The 20,056-nt window shown below is 71.8% G+C and carries 21 protein-coding genes; 8 read left to right on the forward strand and 13 right to left on the reverse strand.

Going from position 1 to position 20,056, the window contains the following annotated elements:
* Nucleotides 1–239 precede the first annotated feature (239 nt).
* The 7 genes from ABZ721_RS30890 to ABZ721_RS30920 form a co-directional block, all read right to left on the reverse strand.
* Complete coding sequence (locus ABZ721_RS30890) at nucleotides 240–1,967, reverse strand: ABC transporter ATP-binding protein (RefSeq protein ID WP_358792063.1); 1,728 nt, start codon at nucleotides 1,965–1,967, stop codon at nucleotides 240–242.
* Entirely contained in the window at nucleotides 1,964–2,953 is a 990-nt protein-coding gene (locus ABZ721_RS30895) for an ABC transporter permease (RefSeq protein WP_358792064.1), read from the reverse strand. Before ABZ721_RS30895 ends, ABZ721_RS30890 begins: the two co-directional genes overlap by 4 nt.
* Nucleotides 2,950–3,933, reverse strand: a complete 984-nt coding sequence (locus tag ABZ721_RS30900) for an ABC transporter permease (RefSeq protein WP_358792126.1) — start codon at nucleotides 3,931–3,933, stop codon at nucleotides 2,950–2,952. Before ABZ721_RS30900 ends, ABZ721_RS30895 begins: the two co-directional genes overlap by 4 nt.
* 11 nt (nucleotides 3,934–3,944) lie before the next feature.
* Nucleotides 3,945–5,663, reverse strand: coding sequence for an ABC transporter substrate-binding protein (locus tag ABZ721_RS30905; RefSeq protein WP_358792065.1), 1,719 nt, complete (start codon nucleotides 5,661–5,663; stop codon nucleotides 3,945–3,947).
* Nucleotides 5,664–5,839: 176 nt separating this feature from the next.
* Entirely contained in the window at nucleotides 5,840–5,989 is a 150-nt protein-coding gene (locus ABZ721_RS30910; protein ID WP_358792066.1) for an Ms4533A family Cys-rich leader peptide, read from the reverse strand.
* 10 nt (nucleotides 5,990–5,999) lie between these two features.
* Complete coding sequence (locus ABZ721_RS30915) at nucleotides 6,000–7,427, reverse strand: DUF3152 domain-containing protein (RefSeq protein WP_358792067.1); 1,428 nt, start codon at nucleotides 7,425–7,427, stop codon at nucleotides 6,000–6,002.
* Nucleotides 7,428–7,435: 8 nt separating this feature from the next.
* On the reverse strand, nucleotides 7,436–8,434 hold the full coding sequence (locus ABZ721_RS30920; RefSeq protein WP_358792068.1) for an alpha/beta hydrolase: 999 nt from the start codon (nucleotides 8,432–8,434) through the stop codon (nucleotides 7,436–7,438).
* A 105-nt stretch (nucleotides 8,435–8,539) separates the two neighbouring features.
* Between ABZ721_RS30920 and ABZ721_RS30925 the strand changes: the two genes are divergently transcribed.
* From ABZ721_RS30925 to ABZ721_RS30940, 4 genes are all read left to right on the forward strand, one after another.
* Nucleotides 8,540–8,773, forward strand: coding sequence for a hypothetical protein (locus ABZ721_RS30925; RefSeq protein ID WP_358792069.1), 234 nt, complete (start codon nucleotides 8,540–8,542; stop codon nucleotides 8,771–8,773).
* Between the two features lie 102 nt (nucleotides 8,774–8,875).
* The gene (locus ABZ721_RS30930) at nucleotides 8,876–9,517 is read left to right on the forward strand and encodes a TetR/AcrR family transcriptional regulator (RefSeq protein WP_277439963.1); all 642 of its coding nucleotides are present in this window, start codon (nucleotides 8,876–8,878) and stop codon (nucleotides 9,515–9,517) included.
* A 205-nt stretch (nucleotides 9,518–9,722) separates the two neighbouring features.
* Nucleotides 9,723–9,953, forward strand: coding sequence for a DUF3107 domain-containing protein (locus tag ABZ721_RS30935; RefSeq protein WP_358792070.1), 231 nt, complete (start codon nucleotides 9,723–9,725; stop codon nucleotides 9,951–9,953).
* A gap of 113 nt (nucleotides 9,954–10,066) precedes the next feature.
* A complete protein-coding gene (locus ABZ721_RS30940) occupies nucleotides 10,067–10,345 on the forward strand; it encodes a hypothetical protein (protein ID WP_358792071.1) in 279 nt (92 codons plus the stop codon).
* Nucleotides 10,346–10,436: 91 nt separating this feature from the next.
* Here the strand turns inward: ABZ721_RS30940 and ABZ721_RS30945 are convergent, their stop codons facing one another.
* On the reverse strand, nucleotides 10,437–11,165 hold the full coding sequence (locus ABZ721_RS30945) for a ferritin-like fold-containing protein (RefSeq protein ID WP_358792072.1): 729 nt from the start codon (nucleotides 11,163–11,165) through the stop codon (nucleotides 10,437–10,439).
* A 467-nt stretch (nucleotides 11,166–11,632) separates the two neighbouring features.
* Between ABZ721_RS30945 and ABZ721_RS30950 the strand changes: the two genes are divergently transcribed.
* Nucleotides 11,633–13,222, forward strand: coding sequence for a DEAD/DEAH box helicase (locus tag ABZ721_RS30950; RefSeq protein WP_358792073.1), 1,590 nt, complete (start codon nucleotides 11,633–11,635; stop codon nucleotides 13,220–13,222).
* 137 nt (nucleotides 13,223–13,359) lie between these two features.
* The gene (locus ABZ721_RS30955) at nucleotides 13,360–14,220 is read left to right on the forward strand and encodes an alpha/beta fold hydrolase (protein WP_358792074.1); all 861 of its coding nucleotides are present in this window, start codon (nucleotides 13,360–13,362) and stop codon (nucleotides 14,218–14,220) included.
* A 31-nt stretch (nucleotides 14,221–14,251) separates the two neighbouring features.
* Here ABZ721_RS30955 and ABZ721_RS30960 read toward each other — a convergent pair whose 3' ends face one another.
* On the reverse strand, nucleotides 14,252–15,148 hold the full coding sequence (locus ABZ721_RS30960) for an NYN domain-containing protein (protein ID WP_358792075.1): 897 nt from the start codon (nucleotides 15,146–15,148) through the stop codon (nucleotides 14,252–14,254).
* Nucleotides 15,149–15,271: 123 nt separating this feature from the next.
* Here ABZ721_RS30960 and ABZ721_RS30965 point away from each other — a divergent pair, with 123 nt between their 5' ends.
* Nucleotides 15,272–15,412, forward strand: a complete 141-nt coding sequence (locus ABZ721_RS30965) for a hypothetical protein (RefSeq protein WP_187145002.1) — start codon at nucleotides 15,272–15,274, stop codon at nucleotides 15,410–15,412.
* 75 nt (nucleotides 15,413–15,487) lie between these two features.
* Here ABZ721_RS30965 and ABZ721_RS30970 read toward each other — a convergent pair whose 3' ends face one another.
* From ABZ721_RS30970 to ABZ721_RS30985, 4 genes are all read right to left on the reverse strand, one after another.
* On the reverse strand, nucleotides 15,488–16,096 hold the full coding sequence (locus tag ABZ721_RS30970; protein WP_358792076.1) for a MarC family protein: 609 nt from the start codon (nucleotides 16,094–16,096) through the stop codon (nucleotides 15,488–15,490).
* A 113-nt stretch (nucleotides 16,097–16,209) separates the two neighbouring features.
* Nucleotides 16,210–17,067: a PHP domain-containing protein gene (locus ABZ721_RS30975; RefSeq protein ID WP_358792077.1), complete on the reverse strand. Its 858-nt coding sequence runs from the start codon at nucleotides 17,065–17,067 to the stop codon at nucleotides 16,210–16,212.
* An 85-nt stretch (nucleotides 17,068–17,152) separates the two neighbouring features.
* Nucleotides 17,153–17,791: a DUF6758 family protein gene (locus ABZ721_RS30980; RefSeq protein ID WP_358792078.1), complete on the reverse strand. Its 639-nt coding sequence runs from the start codon at nucleotides 17,789–17,791 to the stop codon at nucleotides 17,153–17,155.
* A 109-nt stretch (nucleotides 17,792–17,900) separates the two neighbouring features.
* Complete coding sequence (locus ABZ721_RS30985) at nucleotides 17,901–18,488, reverse strand: suppressor of fused domain protein (protein WP_358792079.1); 588 nt, start codon at nucleotides 18,486–18,488, stop codon at nucleotides 17,901–17,903.
* A 434-nt stretch (nucleotides 18,489–18,922) separates the two neighbouring features.
* On the opposite strand from ABZ721_RS30985, the gene ABZ721_RS30990 reads away from it, so the two are divergent.
* Nucleotides 18,923–20,038 carry a magnesium and cobalt transport protein CorA gene (locus tag ABZ721_RS30990; RefSeq protein WP_358792080.1) on the forward strand — a complete coding sequence of 372 codons (1,116 nt, stop codon included), beginning with the start codon at nucleotides 18,923–18,925 and terminating at the stop codon, nucleotides 20,036–20,038.
* Nucleotides 20,039–20,056: the final 18 nt, after the last annotated feature.

The following is a 20,056-nucleotide window of genomic DNA, read 5'->3' on the forward strand; positions in this document are numbered from 1 at the left end:
GCGCCGCCAGGGCACGCCCTCGGGCGGGGTGGGGGGGTCGGTGCCCTGGCGCCGGCGGGCGCTGGCTGTGCTGCTCTCGGCCCGGGGGGGGCGGCGGACGGTTGTCCGCCGCGCCACCGGAAGGGGTGAACGGTCGTAACTTCTCGCACCACGATGCGTTGTCGTCGCTTAGAGTGCGCGGAGCATCACGCTCCACCAGGCGGCGGGCCCGCGTTCCCAGACCCTCTCGGCCCGCGTTCTCAGACCTCCGCGAGCCCCTTGCGGCCGGCGCGCCGCGCCGCGGACTCGACCGGGTCGAGCACCGGCACGGCCGCCAGCAGGCCCTTGGTGTAGGCGTGCTGCGGAGCGTCGTACACCGCGTCCACCGGCCCCTCCTCGACGATCCTGCCGGCCCGCATGACCGCGACCCGGTCGCTGACCTGCCGCACCACCGCGAGGTCGTGCGCGATGAAGACCAGCGAGAGCCCCAGGTCGCGCTGCAGCTCCCCGAGCAGCGCGACGACCTGGGCCTGGGTCGTCACGTCGAGCGCCGAGACCGGCTCGTCGCAGACGATCAGCTTCGGGGAGGGCGCCAGCGCCCGCGCGATGCCGACCCGCTGCCGCTGGCCGCCGCTGAACTCGTGCGGGTAGCGGTGGTACCAGTCCGGTTCCAGGCCGACCCGCTCCAGCAGCTCCCTGACGCGCTCGACGATCGCCCGGTCCGTCATCCCGCCGGTCGCCCGCAGCGGGTCGGCGATCGACTCGCCGATGCTGCGCCGCGGGTTGAGCGAGGAGACCGGGTCCTGGAAGACCATCTGCAGCTCGCGGCGGAGCGGCCGCAGGGCCTTGTCGCCGAGCGTGCCGATGTCGCGGCCGTCGTAGCGCAGCGTGCCGTCCGTGGGGTCGAGCAGCCGCACCAGCATCCGGCCGAGGGTCGTCTTCCCGCTGCCGCTCTCGCCGACGATGCCGAGGGTCTCGCCGCGCCGGACGGTCAGCGAGACGCCGTCCACGGCGGTCACCGTGCCGCGCCGCTTGCCGAACTCCCGCCGCAGGCCCACCGCTTCGAGCAGCGGCACCTCCGCCGCCGACTCCGCCGTCTCCGCCGACTCCGGCGCCGTCCGCTGCTTGACCAGGGCCGCCGGCCGCACCGTGTCCACCTGCGGCACCGCCGCCAGCAGCGCCCGCGTGTAGGGCTCGCGCGGGGCGTCCAGCACGGCGCCCACCGGGCCGCGCTCGACGGCGGTGCCGCCGCGCATGACGAGGACGTCGTCGACGCTGCCGGCCACCACCCCCAGGTCGTGGGTGACGAGCAGCAGCCCCATCCCGGTCTCGGCGCGCAGCTCGTGCAGCAGGTCGAGGATCTGGGCCTGGACGGTGACGTCCAGCGCGGTGGTCGGCTCGTCGGCGATCAGCAGCCGCGGTTCGCAGGCCAGCGCCATGGCGATGAGCGCCCGCTGCCGCATCCCGCCGCTGAACTCGTGCGGCCGGGCGCGCGAGCGCCGGGCCGCGTCCGGGATGCCGACCCGGTCGAGCACCTGGACGGCCCGCTCGCGGGCGGCCCGCCGGGAGGCCTTCACGTGCACCCGGTAGACCTCGGCGATCTGGTCGCCGATCGCGTAGTACGGGTCGAGCGAGGAGAGCGGGTCCTGGAAGACCATCGCCGCCCGGCCGCCGCGCAGCCGCCGCAGCTCGGCGTCGTCCGCGGCGAGCACGTCCGTCCCGGCGACGCGTACGGTGCCAGCGGTCCTGGCGCCGGTCCCCCGGTGCAGGTCCAGCAGGGCGTACGCGGTGGCGCTCTTGCCCGAGCCGGACTCGCCGACGATGCCCAGGGCGCCGCCCGCCTCCAACCGGAAGCTCAGCCCGTCGACGGCGCGCACGGTGCCGGACGCGGTCGGGAAGTCGATGACGAGGTCCCGCACCTCCACCAGCGGCTCGGCGGGCCCGGTGGTGGCGGCGGGTTCCACGGCGGAGTCGGTGGCGGCGCTCATGCCAGCACCACCCTTCGGTCGGCCAGCGCGTACAGCACGTCCGCGGCGGCGTTGGCGATGACGACGGCGAAGCCCATGACGAGCACGATGCCCACCACGACCGGCAGGTCCTTGAGCTCGACGGACTGCACGAGCTTCTGGCCCAGCCCCGGCACGTTGAACAGCGACTCGGTCAGCAGCGCGCCGCCGAACATCGCGCCCAGGTCGAGCGCCGACAGCGCGATCACCGGGGTGAGGGCGGCGCGCAGCGCGTGCCGCCCGATGATGGCCCGCTCGCTCACGCCGTAGGCGCGGAAGGTGCGGATGTGGTCCTCGGCGAGCGTCTCCAGCATGGAGCTGCGGGTCAGCCGCGCGTACTTGGCGGACTCGACGAGCGCCAGTGCCAGCCAGGGCAGCAGCAGGTTCCACGCCCACTGCTGCGGGTCGTCGGTGAACGGCACGTAGGAGGGGTAGGGCAGCCACTGCAGCACCGAGCAGAAGAGCATCAGCAGCAGGATGCCGATGATGAAGACCGGGGTGGCGGTGCCCGCGAGCGTGAGCCCGGTGAGCAGCCGTTCGGTGGGCCGGCCGCGGCGCAGCGCGGACAGCACGCCGGTGCCGACGCCGAGGATCAGCCACAGCACCATCGCGCCGAGCGCGAGGGAGGCGGTGGCGGGCAGCTTGGCGACGAGGATGTCGGTGACGAGTTCGCCGGTGCGGTAGGACTGGCCGAAGCAGGGCGCGGAGCAGTGCTCGGTGCCGGTGCCCGTGCTGTAGTCGTGGCCGGTGGCGATGCCCTGCAGGAAGTGCCAGAACTGGGCGTAGACCGAGTCGTCCAGGCCCATCTGCTCGCGGATCTGGACGAGCTGGGCGGGCGAGCACTTGGGCCCGCAGGACAGTTGCGCGGGGTCGCCGGGCGCCAGGTAGAACACGGCGTACAGCACGACGGCCAGCACCAGCAGGACCACCAGCGCGGAGACCGTGCGGCGCAGCAGGAAGCGGATCATGACGCGGCCTCCTCGCGCTTGCGGCCGGTGCCGACGCGCAGCCGGCTGGCGGCGCGCGGGTCGAGTGCGGTCCTGACGCCGTCGGCGAGCACGGTGAAGGCCAGCACGCTGACGAAGAGCATCCCGGCGGGCAGCAGCACGTACGCGGGATCGGCCTCGTACCAGGTGTTGGCGCTGGAGAGCATCTGGCCCCAGGACGGGGTGGGCGGCTTGACGCCGATGCCGAGGAACGACAGGCCGGACTCGATGACCATGTTCGCGGGGATCAGGAGCGCGGCGTACGTGATGACGGGGGCGACGAGCGACGGGAGCAGTTCGCGGCGGGCGATGCGCCAGGTGCCGGAGCCGGCGAGCCGCGAGGCGGCCACGTAGTCCAGCGACTTGAGGCTGAGCACCTGCGCCCTGACGAGCTTGGAGATGCTGCCCCACGCGACGAAGCCGATGATGAGCGCCAGCAGCAGGGGGCGCGGGAAGCCGTCGGGGACCACGGCCATCAGCGCGATGGCGAAGACCAGCGCGGGCATGGTGATCATGACGTCGGTGACGCGGCTGAGGAAGTTGTCCACGAAGCGGTTGCCGAGCCCGGCGGCGAGGCCGGTGCCGACGCCGACGAGGATCTGCACGGCGGTGGCGCCGAGCGCGACGGCCAGCGAGATCCTGGCGCCGTACACGAGCCGGGCGAACATGTCGCGGCCGGTGCCGGGCTCGACGCCGAGCCAGTGGTCGCCGCTGATGCCGCCGAAGGAGCCGAGCGGCACGCCGCCGGAGGCGGAGTCGACCAGCTCGGGATGGTAGCTGGTGGTGTTCTGGCCCTCGACGGCGCTCAGCAGGGGTGCGGCGAGCGCTACCAGGACGAGGAGTGCGATGACGGCGGAGCCGGCGACGGCCGCGCGCTGGGCGCGCAGCCGTCGCCAGACCTGCCGGGCCCCCGGGGCGGGGGCGGCCGGATCGGCGACCGCCCCCGCCTCGACGGCCGTCAGGTCCTGGGTGGTCACTTGACCGAGACCTGCGAGATGTCCAGGACGCCGGTCCAGTCGCTGATCACGACGTTCTTGATGTCCTTGCCGTACAGCCGCTTGTAGACCGGGTGGAAGAGCGGCACGGTGACGGCCTGCTCGCCGATCTTCTTGTCGAGCGCGCCCCAGCGGACGGCCGCGGCCTTGAGGTCGGTCAGCTTGTTGATCTCGTCGATCTCCTGGTTGACCGCCGGGTCGTTCAGCTGCGCGTTGTTGAAGTTGGAGCCGTCCTTGACGATCTGCCGGCCGTCGAAGATCGGGCCGAGGAACGGGCCGCCGGACGGCCAGTCCGCGCCCCAGCCGGTGAGGAAGAAGCCCGGCTCGGTCGCCACGTTGTGGATCTTGTCGCTGAACGCCTTGTGCTCCTGGCCGTCGAGCTTGACGGTGATGCCCGCGGCCTTCAGCGCGTCCTGGACGGCGGTGGCGACCTCGGGGCCCTGCTCGTCGGCCTTGGTCACGTCGTGGGTGAGCGAGACGGTGATCCCGTTCGGGTAGCCGGCCTCCGCCAGCACCTGCTTGGCCTTGGCCGGGTCGCCGGTCTTGCCCGCCGGGAACGGGTCGTACGGCGTGTAGCCGAAGGACGCCTGCTCCGGCAGGTACGTGGTGGCCTGGTCGGCGAGCGAGGAGCCGCCGACCGCGTTGACCACGGTGGTGCGGTTGACCGCGTACGCGATGGCCTGGCGCACCTTCGGGTTGTCGAACGGCTTCACCTTCGGGTTGAAGGCGATGTAGTCGGTGTAGCCGAAGTGGCCGGTGCCGACCCGGCTCGCGAGCGCCTTGTCGCCGCTGACCTTGGCCAGCTCGGCAGGGCCGAGGTTGGTGTCGGTGGTGACGGCCGCCGCGTCCTTGCCGGAGCCGGTGGACAGCCGCTGGTTGATCACGGCCTGGTCGAGGCCGGACTGGACGTCGATGCTGTCCGGGTACGCCTTGCGCTGGTCGTCGGTGGCCTCGGACCAGTTCGGGTTGCGCTCCAGGACCAGGTGCTCGCCGTTGTTCTCGTTCTTGATCACCTTGTACGGGCCGGAGGAGACCGGGTGCTCGGCGTACTTGGTGCCGGTGTCCTTGGCCTTGGGGACCGGGGCGAACGAGGTCTGCGTGGCCAGGAACGGGAACTCGCCCTCGGGCTTGTTCAGGTGGAACACGATCGTCTTGGCGTCCGGCGTCTCCACCGAGGCCAGGCCGTTCTTGTCCTTGTACGGGCCCTGGTACGCGGCGCCGCCGATCAGCCAGTCGCGCAGGTAGGGGGCGCCGCCGGACAGCTCGGCCGCGAAGGAGCGCTCGATGCCGTACTTGATGTCGGCCGTCGTGATGGCCGTGCCGTCCTCGTACTTCAGGCCGTCCTTGAGGTGGTACGTCCAGACGGTGGCGTCCTTGCTCGGCTCACCGGTGTTGGTGGCCAGGTCGGCGGCGACCTTCGAGCCCTCGGCGCCGTTGGCCCGGGTGCGGGTGGTCAGCGTGCGGTAGACCAGCGAGGGGACGTTGCCGCCGCCCGAGGTGTACAGCCGGGCCGGGTCGAAGTCCTCCTGCGCCTGGTTGTTCAGCACGTAGAGGGTGCCGCCCTTGGCGGGCTTGCCGTCGGTGGAGGCCTTGGCGGCACCGCTGTCCTTCGGGCCGCAGGCGGCGGCCCCTCCGGCGAGGGCCAGACCAACGGCTACCGCTGCCACGCGGCGGGATATGAGGGACGGTTGACGCATGAGAGTTCGGCCTTTCACGGCTGCTGGGCGGGACGGCAGGATTCAACGAATACCCGCGGGCAGCAGCGGCCGCTCCCCCTCAACGGGGAAATGGCTCGATCTCAGGGGGGTGCGTCTGCCCACGGGTGGACAGCTCGGCGCGGAGGCGGAAAGCCTCTACGCGACCGAACCGTGGGTCACCGACAGAGGATGTCGGCTACGCAGATCTCGGCCACGCCGATGAGCACCAGCTTGATGCTGGCGTCCTCGGGTGCGTGGCGGTGCGACATGTCCAGAAGACTGAACGATGATCCCGCCGATGTCAAAAAGTGATCGGCGGAGATCATTCTGGCGTCCCTACGGGAAGGGCCAGGCGTTCGGCTTGCAGGTGGGGCCGCCGTCGAGCGACAGGAACTTCGTCTGCTGCATCATCACCGGCGCGAGCGCGCCCGCCTTCGGGCAGCCGGTGTGGCCGTGGCCGAGCCGGTGGCCGACCTCGTGGTTGATGAGCATCTGGCGGTACTCGTGCATGCGGTCGGGGCCGAACGTCACGGCGCCCTGCGCCCACCGGAACGCGTTGATCATCGTGCGCTCGGTCGACGCCGCGTCACATGACACGTTGTCAACTGTGGTGTCCAGACCGGACTTCGCACACCACTTGGCGGTCGTCCCCGGACTGGCGAGGGTAACGACGATGTCGACCGGGCCCGATGACACCCGCTCGAAGGTCATGGCTCCGCCGTGGCCCCAACTGCGCTGGTCGTTCAGGGTCTTGAAGACCGCCTGGGTGAAGAGCGCGCCGTCGAGCGGCAGGCCCTTCTCCACGTCGACCCGGAAGCGCCGCACCTTGCCCTTGCCCGGCGCGGGGTCGTGCCCCGGCACCGTCTGGAACTGGCCGCTCAGCGCGAGCTTGGCGTCGAGCGGGTACGGCTGGGCCATCAGCTCGTCGTACGTGGCGACGGTCACCGCCGGCGCGTCGGCGTTCGCGACGCCGGGCGTCGGACGCTGCTTCGAGCGCGAGGCCGCGTCGTTGCCACCGCGCTTGGCGTTGTCGGAGGACCCCGCCTCGCTGCGCGCCGTGCCACCGCCGCCGACCTGCCCGGTGACGACCACGGCGAGCACCGTGACCACCGCGGCGGCGGCGATCCCGGTGAAGGTACGCCCCTTGCCGCCGTTCTTCCTGCCCATGTCGGCGGCCGGAGCCGCCGGTATCTCGGAGTCCATGCCGGGCTCCTGCCCGGAAATCGGCTCCTGCTCGGCGCGCGGCCGCGGAATCCGGGGGCTGGACGGCGCGTCGAAGGACCGCGGCGGCAGCACCGGCTCGTCGAACGTCTGCCACTGGCCGGTGTCGTACGGGTCCCGCGGCTCCTGGGCCGGACGGCCGCCGGGCCGGTCGACGGTCTGCCACCGGCCGGTGTCGTACGGGTCCGGGGCGGGGAGGACGGGCTCGTCGAACGTCTGCCACTGGCCCGTGTCGTACGGGTCGGGCAGCTCGTCCGGCCGGTGGCCGGCGCGGCCGTGGCCGTGCTCGGCCGCCCAGTCGTCCTGGGCGCCCCAGGCCGCGTGCTCGCGGTGCTCGGGGTGCGGGCGGGAGTCCGGGTGGTCGCCGACGAGGTAGCCGCCGTCGTAGCGGGCGCCCGGAGCCGGCGACCGGGGCGGGACGGAGACGGGAACGGCGACATCGCTCCGGCGTCTGCGGCCCTGTCCGGACCGGCCGCCGCCGAGCGTGCCCGCTATGTCTCCGTCGCGGCTCTGTCGGCCGCCGCCCGCGCTGTGCTTCCCCACGCCCTGTATCAGCTCCTGCTCGCCGCAGCGCTCGTCTTGCCGTTCATTTCGTGCCCCTCCACCTGAGCCAGCAGGTCCCGGAAGGCCCGAGCCACCACATCAGGGTGCTCCATCATCGCGACGTGCCCGCTGTCGGGCAGCGTCACCAGCCGCGAGTCACGGAACGCGAGCGAGGCCTTCTTCGCCATCCGGAAGGAGACCAGCTTGTCGCGCCCGCCGTAGACCAGCAGCGTCGGTGCGAGTACCCGCTCCGCCTGCCGCCACAGCGAGTGCTGACCACCCAAGGTGTACGCGCTGACGATGCCCCGTGTCGAACGGACCATCGCGTCCCAGAAATACGGCAGCGCGATCCGGCGCTCGTACTCCTCGATCGCCTCGGTACGCGCCCGCTCGCCGACCGAGGAGGGGTCGCCGTAGCAGAGCGTGAGCAGTTCCTGCGTCCGCCGCTCGGCCGCCCAGCCCCGCGTCGCCCGCAGGTAGAGCGCGGGGATCCCCGGCATCGAGACCAGCGCCGTCGGCCAGGCGGTGCGCTGCGGCGGGAGCTCCGGCAGCGCGGGCGAGACCAGTGTCAGCGTCCGGACCAGGTCGGGACGGGCCGCCGCGACCTTCGTCGCCACCGCGCCGCCCATCGAGTTCCCGAACAGGTGGACCGGGCCCCGGTCGCCCGACTCGATCAGCCGCACCACCGCGCGGGCGTGCCCGGCGATCGTGTAGTCGCCGTCGTCCGGCGGCGGCGAGAAGCCGAAGCCGGGCAGATCCGGTGCCTGGCTGTCGAGCCGGTCGGCCAGCCGGTCCATCAGCTGTGTCCAGTTCTGCGACGAACCGCCCAGTCCGTGCACCAGAACGGCCGGTTCCGGTCCCGGGCGCTCCGAGGTCCGCTCGCGGACCACCAGAGACAGTCCGGGCAGGCTCACATTTCGCTGCGTTTCCCCTGGTCCGAGCCGCGGCCCCTGTGGGGGGACGGCTGCGGGGGCGATCGCAGCGTGGGGAGACTCCGTCGAGGGCATGGGGCAATGTTACGAGACGATCACGCATGCGCCTGTGTGTTCGCCCTCACAGGCTGCGCTCGGCAGCGCCCTCTCCTACGCTCGACAGTGAGGAAGGGAGTCAATGTGTCCGACGAAATCCAGATTTCCGAGGATGGATTCGAGGCCGCGGACGGTGCGGCCGTCGAGATGGACATCGAAACCCCTGAGGCCGACGCCGCGGAACAGCACACCGAAATCGTTCCCCGGCACGACTCCCCGGCCGGTAACGATTCCGATGCGCCCGTCGCGTCCGCGGATCCCGCGGACCTCGCGGAACAGCGCCGGGTGGTCGAGCTGGACGAGGAGGACTATCGCTGAGGGGTCCCAGGTAGTGAGAATGTGCTCTCGCACCGCGCACAGCCCCGTTACCGAAAAGTACGATGGCACCCGCAGTGTTCCTTCAACAGATTGGGAGGCGGCGTGACAGCCATCGAGCAGACTCAGGCACGCCCGCGCGGCACCCGCCTGCCCCGCCGGGCCCGGCGCGAACAACTCCTGGGCGCGGCCCAGGAAGTGTTCGTCGCCCAGGGCTACCACGCCGCCGCGATGGACGACATCGCCGAGCGGGCCGGTGTCAGCAAGCCGGTGCTGTACCAGCACTTCCCGGGCAAGCTGGAGCTGTATCTGGCGCTGCTCGACCAGCACTGCGAGTCGCTGCTGCAAGCGGTGCGCACCGCACTGGCCTCCACCTCCGACAACAAACTGCGCGTCGAGGCGACCATGGACGCCTACTTCGCGTACGTGGAGGACGAGGGCGGCGCCTTCCGGCTGGTCTTCGAGTCGGACCTGACGAACGAGCCCGCCGTGCGCGAGCGGGTCGACAAGGTCTCGCTGGAGTGCGCGGAGGCGATCTGCGAGGTCATCGCGGAGGACACCGGACTGCCCCGCGAGCAGTCGATGCTGCTGGCCGTCGGCCTCGGCGGCGTCTCCCAGGTCGTGGCCCGCTACTGGCTCTCCAGCAACAGCCAGATCCCCCGGGACACCGCCGTCAACCTGCTGACGTCGCTGGCATGGCGCGGTATCGCCGGCTTCCCGCTGCACGGCACCGACGGCCACCACTGACGGGCGTCGGCGCGCGCGGACGGCCGTCACGAACGGCCGTCGGCCCGCGCTGACGGCCACCGGGAGCGGCCACCGCCGGTTATTCCCCGTCGCTGTTCGCTACCGGCGTTCCCCGACTTCGGATTCGACCCCTCCGAGCCCGGCTAGTGTTTCCTGCGTACGGCGCGAAGACGCGCACACCGCCAGACCTGGAGGTAACAGAGCCGTGGAGGTCAAGATCGGCGTGCAGCACGCGCCGCGCGAGATCAGCATCGAGAGCGCGCAGTCGGCCGAGGAGGTCGAGAAGGCCGTCGCGGACGCCGTCTCCGGCACCTCGCCGCTCCTGAGCCTGGTGGACGAGAACGGCCACAAGGTCCTCGTCCCCTCAGACCGGCTCGCGTACGTGGAGATCGGCCAGCCCGCCAGCCGGAAGGTCGGCTTCGGCGCGGCGATGTGACGACGACGCAGGGCCCGCACCCGAAACCGGGTGCGGGCCCTCCGTTTTGTCCGGCGCCCCGAATGGGTAGGACCGTTGTGCAACGGTCGGCCCCCTCGGGAAGGACCACGTACATGTGGGAAGCAGTCGTTTTCGCCGCGCTCGGTCTGGGCATCGCCTACGCCGCCACGCACTTCTGGCCCGAACGCTTCCCGTCCCGCTCCCTCGTCCTCGCCACCGGTCCGATCGCGGCTCTGGTCGGGGGACTGATCACCCGCGCCGTCCTCGGCGGCGGGCACGCGGCGATCACGCTCCCCGCGTCGGCCCTCGTCGCGGCGGCGCTGCTGAGCCTGCTCGTCCGCCCCGCGGACGACCGCCGCTTTCTCCGCCACTCGGTCGCGGGGCGGGCCTGACCGTAGGCGGCACCCGTAGGCACCCCTGGACAGTCGTAGGCACCCGGGCACCCGTAGGGCACCCGCAGGCCCGGCCCCGGCGGCCGGCAGGTCAGGCGGCGAGTCCCAGCGCCGCCATCCGCTTGGTGTGCGCCTCGGTGATCCGGGTGAACATCCGGCCCGCCTCGGCCAGGTCGAATCCGCCGGCCACTCCCCCGACGAGCATCGTGGAGAGCGCGTCGCGGTCGGCGACGACCCGCTGCGCCTGCGACAGGGCCTCGCCCATCAGCCGCCGCGCCCACAGCGCGAGCCGGCCGCCGACCCGGGGCTCCGCCTCGATGGCGGCGCGGACCTTCTCGACGGCGAAGCTGGCGTGACCGGTGTCGTCCAGGACGGCCAGTACGAGCGTGCGGGTGTCGGTGTCGAGCCGCGCCGCGACCTCGCGGTAGAAGTCCGAGGCGATCGAGTCCCCGACGTAGGCCTTGACCAGGCCCTCCAGCCAGTCCGAGGGGGCGGTCTGGCGGTGGAACTCGTCCAGGGCCGCGCCGAAGGGCTCCATCGCCTCCTTGGCGGAGGCCCCGATCTCGGTGAGCCGGTCCCGCAGCCGCTCGAAGTGGTGGAATTCGGCCGCCGCCATGGCGGCCAGCTGTGCTTTGTCCTCGAGTTCCGGCGCGAGCTTCGCGTCCTCCGCGAGGCGTTCGAACGCGGCCAGTTCGCCGTAGGCCAGCGCTCCCAGCAGATCGACCACCGCCGCCCGGTAGTGAGGGTCGGCGGAGGCTCCTGCCCAGTCCAGGGCTGCGATTCCGGTGGAAGGTGCGGTCGTCTCGTCAGGCGTCTCCATGGTGCGCACAATAGCCAAGTCCACGGGCGCCCGGACCACCCCTGCAGTCCCGTCCGAAACTATTGATCGGGTGCAGCTGCGTGATTCCGGGGTAGAGTGGTAATGCACCCCGCCGATTTTCGGCAATTTCCTGTGCACTGCACGCAGTATCTGGATGCCCGGTCGGTGGCCCGATCGGCTCCTACACCGACCGCCCTCCTGACATCAGGAGGGGCCCACTCGCGGCATGTGCGAGGGCAGTGGTCCCGCGCTTCTCAGCCACCCACGGCTGTACGACACCTGCGCGGTCAGCGCCCGGCGTTCCTTTCCGGACGCGGACGCTCGACCCCCCTCACAGCCCAGTGCCGCGTCTCACAGAAGAGGCAAGCATCCTGACCACCACGACTTTCCGCAGCCTCGGAATCCTTTCCGAGACCGCCGAAGCCCTCGAGGCCGTCGGCATCGTCCATCCCTTCCCGATCCAGGAGATGACCCTTCCGGTCGCACTGGCGGGCAACGACATCATCGGCCAGGCCAAGACCGGCACCGGCAAGACGCTGGGCTTCGGCCTGCCGCTGCTGGAGCGCGTCACGGTCGCCGCCGACGTCGAGGCCGGCCGCGCCAAGGCCGAGGACCTCCCCGACGGGCCGCAGGCCCTGATCGTCGTCCCGACCCGCGAGCTGTGCCAGCAGGTCACCAACGACCTGCTGACCGCCGGCAAGGTCCGCAACGTGCGCGTGCTGGCCATCTACGGCGGCCGCGCCTACGAGCCGCAGGTCGAGGCCCTCAAGAAGGGCGTCGACATCGTCGTCGGCACGCCCGGCCGCCTGCTGGACCTGGCGGGGCAGCGCAAGCTGAACCTCAAGTCGGTCCGCGCCCTCGTCCTGGACGAGGCCGACGAGATGCTGGACCTGGGCTTCCTGCCCGACGTCGAGCGCATCATGGCCATGCTGCCGCCCAAGCGCCAGACGATGCTGTTCTCGGCCACCATGCCCGGCGCGGTCATCAACCTGGCCCGCCGCTACATGTCGCAGCCCACCCACATCCGCGCCACCTCGCCGGACGACGAGGGCGCGACTGTCGCGAACATCACGCAGCACATCTTCCGCGCCCACTCCATGGACAAGCCGGAGCTCGTCTCCCGCATCCTGCAGGCCGACGGCCGCGGCCTCGCCATGATCTTCTGCCGCACCAAGCGCACCGCGGCCGACATCGCCGACCAGCTCGCCCAGCGCGGCTTCGCCTCCGGCGCGGTCCACGGCGACCTGGGCCAGGGCGCCCGCGAGCAGGCGCTGCGCGCGTTCCGCAACGGCAAGGTCGACGTGCTGGTCTGCACCGACGTCGCGGCCCGCGGCATCGACGTCGACGGTGTGACGCACGTCATCAACTACCAGTCGCCGGAGGACGAGAAGACGTACCTCCACCGCGTGGGCCGCACCGGCCGCGCCGGCAAGACCGGTATCGCGATCACCCTGGTGGACTGGGACGACATCCCGCGCTGGAAGCTGATCAACAAGGCGCTGGACCTGCCGTTCGACGAGCCGGAGGAGACGTACTCCACCTCCGCGCACCTGTACGAGCTGCTGAACATCCCGGCCGGTACCAAGGGCATACTGCCCCGGGCCGACCGCACCCGCGCCGGCCTCGGCGCGGAGACCGTCGAGGACCTCGGCGAGACCGGCGGCCGGGGCAAGGGCGGTGGGCGCAAGCCCGCGGCCGCCGCCGCGGCGACCGTCACCGAGGAGCGCCCGGCGCGGACGCGGACCCCGCGCCAGCGCACCCGCACCCGTTCCGGCGAGGCCGTCAAGGCCGAGGCCGCCGCCGAGGTCGCGGTGGACACCGCCGTGACCGCGGCCGTCACCCCGGTCGTGGCCGTGGCGGACGCCGAGGGCGAGACGAAGGCGGCCCCGCGCCGCCGTCGCCGCACCCGCGCCGCCGCTCCGGCCGCCGAGGGCGCGCCGGTGGCCGTGGCCGAGGCCGCTCCGGCCGAGGCTCCCGCCGCCGAGGGCGACGAGGCCAAGCCGGCCCGCCGCCGTCGCCGTACCCGTCCCGCGAAGGCCGAGCCGGCCGACAGCTGACCCCGCTCGGCACGACAGCGCACGCAACGCCACCGCCCCCGGTTGTTCACCGGGGGCGGTGGCGTTCGTCCGTTCTCGGTCGGTGATCCGTCGCTGTCCGCAACCTGTCGTACACACGCGTCGCGTAATCTCACGGCATGAGTCGACCTCCCACGCTCGAGCTGCCCGAAGGGGCCCGCGCACACCGCCTCGCCACCTCCCGGGGCACCTTCGCGGTGCTGGACGCCGGGACGGCGGTCCGGGGGACCGCCCTGCTGGTGCCCGGGTTCACCGGGAGCAAGGAGGACTTCATCGCGCTGCTCGAACCGCTGGCCCTGGCCGGCTACCGGGTGGTCGCGGTCGACGGCCGGGGCCAGCACGAGACGGGCGGCCCGGCCGAGGAGAGCGCGTACGCGCAGGAGGAGCTGGCCGCCGACGTCCTCGCGCAGACCGAGGCGCTGGGCGGCACCGGGCCGGTGCATGTCCTGGGCCACTCGCTGGGCGGGCTGATCGTGCGGGCCGCCGCCATCAGCGCCCCGGAGCTGCCGTGGGCCTCGCTGACGATCATGAGTTCCGGTCCCGCCGCCATCGACGCCGAGCAGCAGGCACGGACGCGGATGCTCGTCGAGGCGCTGCCCGCGCTGGGGATGGAAGCCGTCTGGCAGGCGATGCGCGCGATGGACGCGGAGAACGCCGACGCGCCGGACGTGCCGCCCGCCGTCGGGGAGTTCCTGTACCGGCGCTGGATGGGCAACGTCCCGGAGCAGCTGATCGCGACCGGGAAGCAGCTGGTCTCGGAGCCCGACCGGGTCGCCGAGCTGGCGGCGGTTCCGGTCCGCGTCCTAGTGCTCTCCGGCGCCGTCGACTACGCGTGGCCGCCGGAGTGGCTCGACGACATGGCGCTGCGGCTGGGCGCGCGGCGGGTGGTCATCAAGGGTGCCGAGCACTCGCCGAACGTGGAGCAGCCCGAGGCGACGGCCGAGGCGCTGATCGACTTCTGGAGCCCGAAGGACGAGTGAGCCCGGAGGACGGGGGGTCGCGAGTGTGGAGTCAGAGCTGGGCGGTGAGGTGGTCCCAGAAACCGTCGCGCAGCGCGCGCCGCAGGTCGGCGTGGCCGCGCAGCGAGATGCCGAGCAGGCCCTCGGCCTCGACGAGCAGTTCCTGGTCGTAGGCCGGCGGCAGGTACGGCCGGCTGGTCAGCAGCTCGGCGAGGGTGTCGCGGCCGCGGGCGGTGAGCCACTGCCCGGCGACGCGGGCGCCCACGAACTGCACGTCCGCCCGCGAGGGCACCGGCCCGTCGCCGTGCTCCTGGGTGGGGCGCCGGGTCACGTACGGCTTGCAGAACTCCAGGTCGAAGGCGCGCTGGCTGTCGACCTCCCAGAGCAGCGGGTCCGCCTGGTTGCGCCCCTCGGTGGCCTCGATGCCCCACAGGTGCACGCGCGCCCCGTACCCCTGGGCCGCCTCGACGGCGGACACCAGGTCCTCGTCACCGCCGATGAGGACCGCGTCGCTGATGGCGCGGTGCCGGGCGAGCGATTCGAGGTCGGTGCGGATCAGGGAGTCGACGCCCTTCTGCTGGCGGCTGGCGTTGAGGTTGCCGAGCCGGACCTTGACGTCGGGCAGCTCGGCGATGCGCTCCTGCTCGCGGGTGTGGATCCGGCGGCGGGCGCCGTCGTACCAGTAGACGCGCAGCAAGCGGCTGTCCGGGAAGAGCGCACGCGCCTTGTCGATGAACGCCTCGATGATCGCCTCGGCGTCCAGCTCGAAGGCCTGCCGGTCCTCCGTGCCCGCGACGAGGCGGCCGGCGGCGGCGTAGACGTAGCCGGCGTCGACGAACACGGCGTGGGTGGCGGGGGTGGTGGCGACCTCGGCCAGGACCCGCTGCAGGAGTTCGTTGGTGCGCTCGATACCGGCGGCCACGGCGGCCAGCGCGCTGTCGTTGTCCATAGGTGGCCATTGTCCCGTACTCGCGGGTACTTAGGCTCGGAAAAGTTTTCCTTAGCGTACGGAATGTTTTAGTGAGGGGGTTCGTTGACTACTCATGGACAGTGCAACGAAGGGAGAAGCATCATGCGCTTCGAGATCATGCGACTTGACGACAGGAACGGCACCGCTGTGGACAGCACGGTCGTGGACGCCGCCGCCGTCAACAAGATCGTCCAGCAGGCCGCGGCCATCGGCCAGCGGATCTACATCCGACCGGCGATCTGAGACAGCATTCGACGACGGCGCCCCTGTACGAAGGACGTACAGGGGCGCTCTTGCGTCCGGGGGCATCCGGCGGGCTCAGCCCTCGCCGTGCACGAACCCCAGCACGCCGTTGGCCACCTGCTGGACGGCGATGGCCGACAGCAGCATCCCGGAGAGCCGGGTCACCAGCACCACCCCGCCCTCCTTGATCAACCGGATGATCGCCAGCGAGTAGCGCATGACCAGCCAGAGCACGACGTGCATGGCCGCGATCGCCGCCCACACCGACGCCTGCTGACCGAACCCGTGGGCGTTCTGCACCGCCAGGATCACCGTGACGATCGCACCGGGCCCGGCGAGCAGCGGCATCCCCAGCGGCACCAGAGCGACGTTCACGTCCTTGGTCTGGGTCGGCTCGTCCATCTTGCCGGTGAGCAGGTCGAGCGCGATGAGCAGCAGCAGCAGACCGCCGGCGATCCGCAGCGCGGGGACCGAGACGTGCAGGTAGTCGAGGATCTGATGGCCGAAGAGGCCGAAGACGGTGATGACGCCGAAGGCCACGGAAGCCGCCTGCCAGGCCATCCGGCGCTGCACCTTGGTGGCGCGCCCGGAGGTCAGCGCGAGGAAGATCGGGGTGATTCCGGGCGGGTCCATGATCACGAAGAGCGTGACGAAGACCGACCCGAAGAGGGTGACGTCGAACATGTCCAGTGGGGGCTTTCAGAGGTGGTCGGTCCGGCGGACCGAACGGGACGCCGGGCGTCGGGGCCGCCGGGGGGGCGGACAGGGGTCGGGGCCGCCGCTGGGCGGGAAGGGCGTCAGACAGCGCTGATCGGGACGGCGCCGGTCGCCCGGCGCGCGATCTCCCGGTACACCTCGGGGTCGGTGACCCACTCCCCGAGCCGGCAGGTCTTGCGGCTGCCGTGGTAGTCGCTGGAGCCGGTGGCGAGCAGTCCGGTCTCGGCGGCGAAGCCGCGCAGCCGGGCGCGGGTGGCCTCGTCGTGGTCCATGTGGTCCACCTCGATGCCGTCGAGTCCGGCCGCCGCCAGAGCGGCTATGACGCTCTCCGGAACGGTCTCGCCCCGCTTGTGCGCACCGGGGTGCGCGAAGACGGTGACGCCGCCGGCCGCCTTGACCAGGCGCACGGCATCGAAGGGGTCGAACTCGTGCTTCCCGACGTACGCGCGGCCGTCGTTGGCCAGCCACTGGTCGGTGAACGCGTCCGAGACGCTGTCCACGACACCGAGGTCGACGAGCGCGGTCGCGATGTGCGGCCGGCCCACCGAGCCGTCGCCGGCGATCTCGGCGACCTGCTCCCAGGTGACCGGGACGCCCAGCTCCTGGAGCTTGCCGACCATGGCCCGCGCACGCGGCACCCGGTCGTCCCGGACGAGTTCACGCTCCCGGAACAGCTCGGGTTCCTCGGGGTCGAAGAGGTACGCCAGCATGTGCATGCTGATGCCGTCGACCGTGCAGGACAGCTCGGCGCCGGTCACCAGCGTCAGCGGCGACCCGAGGTCGTGCAGCGCCTTGACGGCCTCGTCATGGCCGCCGACCGTGTCGTGGTCGGTGAGCGCCACGACGTCGAGACCCGCGGCCGCGGCGTTGCGCACCAGCTCGGCGGGGGTGTCCGTACCGTCGGAGGCCGTCGAGTGGGTGTGCAGGTCGATACGCACAGCGGCTCAGCTCCCAACGGCGGTAGGCGGTACCCGGCACAGGCTTTCGAAAATCAAGGATAGCGGGCCGGGGAACCTGCGAATCTCAGGAGAGCAGCCGGGGAGACAGCGCGCCGCACGACAGCAGGTCGATCTCCGCCCCCGCGTCCCGCAGATCGGTGAGCACCAGCTCGTCGTACATCATCAGGCCGGACTGCTCGGGCCACACGATCGCCCAGAGCCAGAGCCCGAGCGCCTCCCCCGCGAAGACCGCCCGGTCGCCGGGCGCGTCCTTGACGTGCCACAGCGGGGTGGGCCGGCCCGCGGCCAGCACCTTGGTGTGCGGCGACTGGTCCACGCACATGGAGGGGCCGGGGTCGGGTCCGGGGATGCCCGCGTAGCGCGCCCCCAGCCCCACGCCGAGTTCCTCGGCGATCAGCAGCAGCTCACCGGGGCCGCCGAGCGGCCCGGGGCCCGAGCAGGCCACGGCGGTCGCCCGCCCGCCGCTGCGGTCGTCGCCCGCGGAGGCCACCCCGGAGAAGAGCCAGCCCACCGGCAGCGGCCAGGGCATCCACACCGGCACCTGCGCCCGGTGCACCGCGACCCCGAGCGCCTCGACACTCGGCGGGACGACCGGCTGCAGCGGGTACACGGTCCCGTGCATGGTGCACTGCCAGGCATCGGAGAAGAGGCCGGGCGCTCGCACCCGGCCACCGCACTTCGGGCAACTGGGTTCGCCCCTCATAGGGACCAACGGTCCTCCCGCGACGTGCCCGCGTCAAGGACGATCACCCGTCCGGCGTCCGAGACCATCCGTACGAACGGCCGGGGCGCCCGGCGGCGGGGCGCGGGGATCAGTCGGCGAGCGGCACCGACGCCCGCAGCGGGTCGCGCAGGTCCGTGCCGTGCTTCAGCCAGCGCTCCTGCAGCGCCGCGCCGCCGTGGACGCGCTTCCAGGCCGCCTCGTTCTGGGTCATGGGGAGCACCGGGAAGAAGCGGACCGGGTCCAGCGGGTCCTCCATCTCCAGGTCCTCGACCAGGCCGCCCGACTCCGCGACCAGCACGGCGGAGAACGGCGCGCCGGTCCACAGCGGTCCGCCGACGTCCAGCGAGGCGCCGGGCGCCACGACGACGCCCTCGACCTGGGGTGAGGCGGCGAGCACCGCGAGCGGCCGCAGCACCTGGTCCACGGGGGCCAGCCCGGCCCGCACCGACAGCACCAGTTCGGCGCGCGGGCCGCGCAGCGGGTCGGCGACGGTGGCGAGGGGATCGCTCATCGGCTGGCGTGACATGCCCAGCGTCGCGTAGCGCAGGACATCACCGTCGACGAAGCGCAGCACCTCGATGCGGTCGGTGCCGAGGAAGGTCACCGCCGCCCTGCTGTGCCGCTCACCGAACGTCGAGTGCAGTCGCGCCTCGACCAGCTGAAGAAGATCGCCCATACCGCGGAGCATAGGTCCGGCGCGTCCGCGGCAGGTAGGGGAAGCCCGGGAAAGCGTATGGAAGAGGCAAAGCCGGGCAGGAGCGCTCCAGGCGCTTGCTAAGGTGGGGCGTTGGCCGCCGTGAAGTCCGGCGCTGCCATGGGTACACGTCATCCCTCAGCGGGGATCGGCCGGAGGAGGTGGGGTTGACATGGATCATAGTCGACCGTGCAGTCCTGCCCGCTCTTCCTTCCGCCGCCTCGACGGCTGAACCCTCGCGTTCCATACCCGGCACTGCCGCCGGGAAACACGGAAGTCACGACTTCCCCCGTGGATCAACGCATGCCGCGGACACCGCGCCGGAAGAGCGCCTGAACTGCCTTGTGATCACCCTGCCTTGATCAGCATTTCAGTGCGGCTTCCATGCCGTCGGCCAGTCCGTGAAGGAGCTTGCCATGTCGATGATCCGTGACCTGCGTGCAGTGGTCCGTCCCTCCCTGCGCAAGAGCGCCGTTTCATACGACTACGGCGCCACCCGCACTCCCAGCGCGACCAGCGCGGTCGTGGACTGTGCCGTCTACCGCGACGGCGCCCGCTGCAGCGACCACATCGACCCCGCCGCCGCGCTCGAGAAGGTGCGCAGCGGCAGCCGCAGCGAGGGCTTCGTCTGGATCGGGCTGCACGAGCCCACGGAGCAGGAGTTCGCCGGCATCGCCGAGGTGTTCGGCCTGCACCCGCTGGCCGTCGAGGACGCGGTCCACGCCCACCAGCGCCCCAAGCTGGAGCGCTACGACGACATCCTGTTCACCGTCTTCAAGACCATCAGGTACGTCGAGCACACCGAACTCACCGCCACCAGCGAGGTGGTGGAGAGCGGCGAGGTCATGGTCTTCACCGGCCGGCACTTCGTCATCACCGTCCGGCACGGCGGTCACGGCTCGCTGCGCGCTCTGCGGCACCGGCTGGAGGAGGACCCCGAGCTGCTCGCCAAGGGCCCCTCGGCCGTCCTGCACGCCATCGCCGACCAGGTGGTCGACGACTACCTCGCCGTCACCGAGGCGGTGCAGGACGACATCGACGACGTGGAGATCGACGTCTTCTCCGCGACGCAGGGCAAGTCCGCGCGCGGTGGCGACGCCGGGCGGATCTACCAGCTCAAGCGCGAGGTGCTGGAGTTCAAGCGGGCGGTCTCGCCGCTGCTGCGGCCGATGCAGCTGCTCAGCGAGCGGCCGATGCGGCTGATCGACCCGGAGATCCAGAAGTACTTCCGCGACGTCGCCGACCATGTGGCGCGCGTCCACGAGCAGGTGGTCGGCTTCGACGACCTGCTCAACTCGATCCTCCAGGCGAACCTGGCGCAGGCGACCGTCGCGCAGAACGAGGACATGCGCAAGATCACCGCCTGGGCCGCGATCCTCGCCGTCCCGACGATGATCACCGGCGTGTACGGGATGAACTTCGACCACATGCCGGAGCTGCACTGGCGGTACGGGTACCCGATGGTGCTCTGCGCGACGGTCGCGATCTGCTTCAGCATCCACCGCGGGTTCCGCCGCAACGGCTGGTTGTAGCGGGCGCCGGGTCGCGGC

The organism is Streptomyces sp. NPDC006733 (genome assembly GCF_040636125.1).
GTDB lineage: Bacteria > Actinomycetota > Actinomycetes > Streptomycetales > Streptomycetaceae > Actinacidiphila.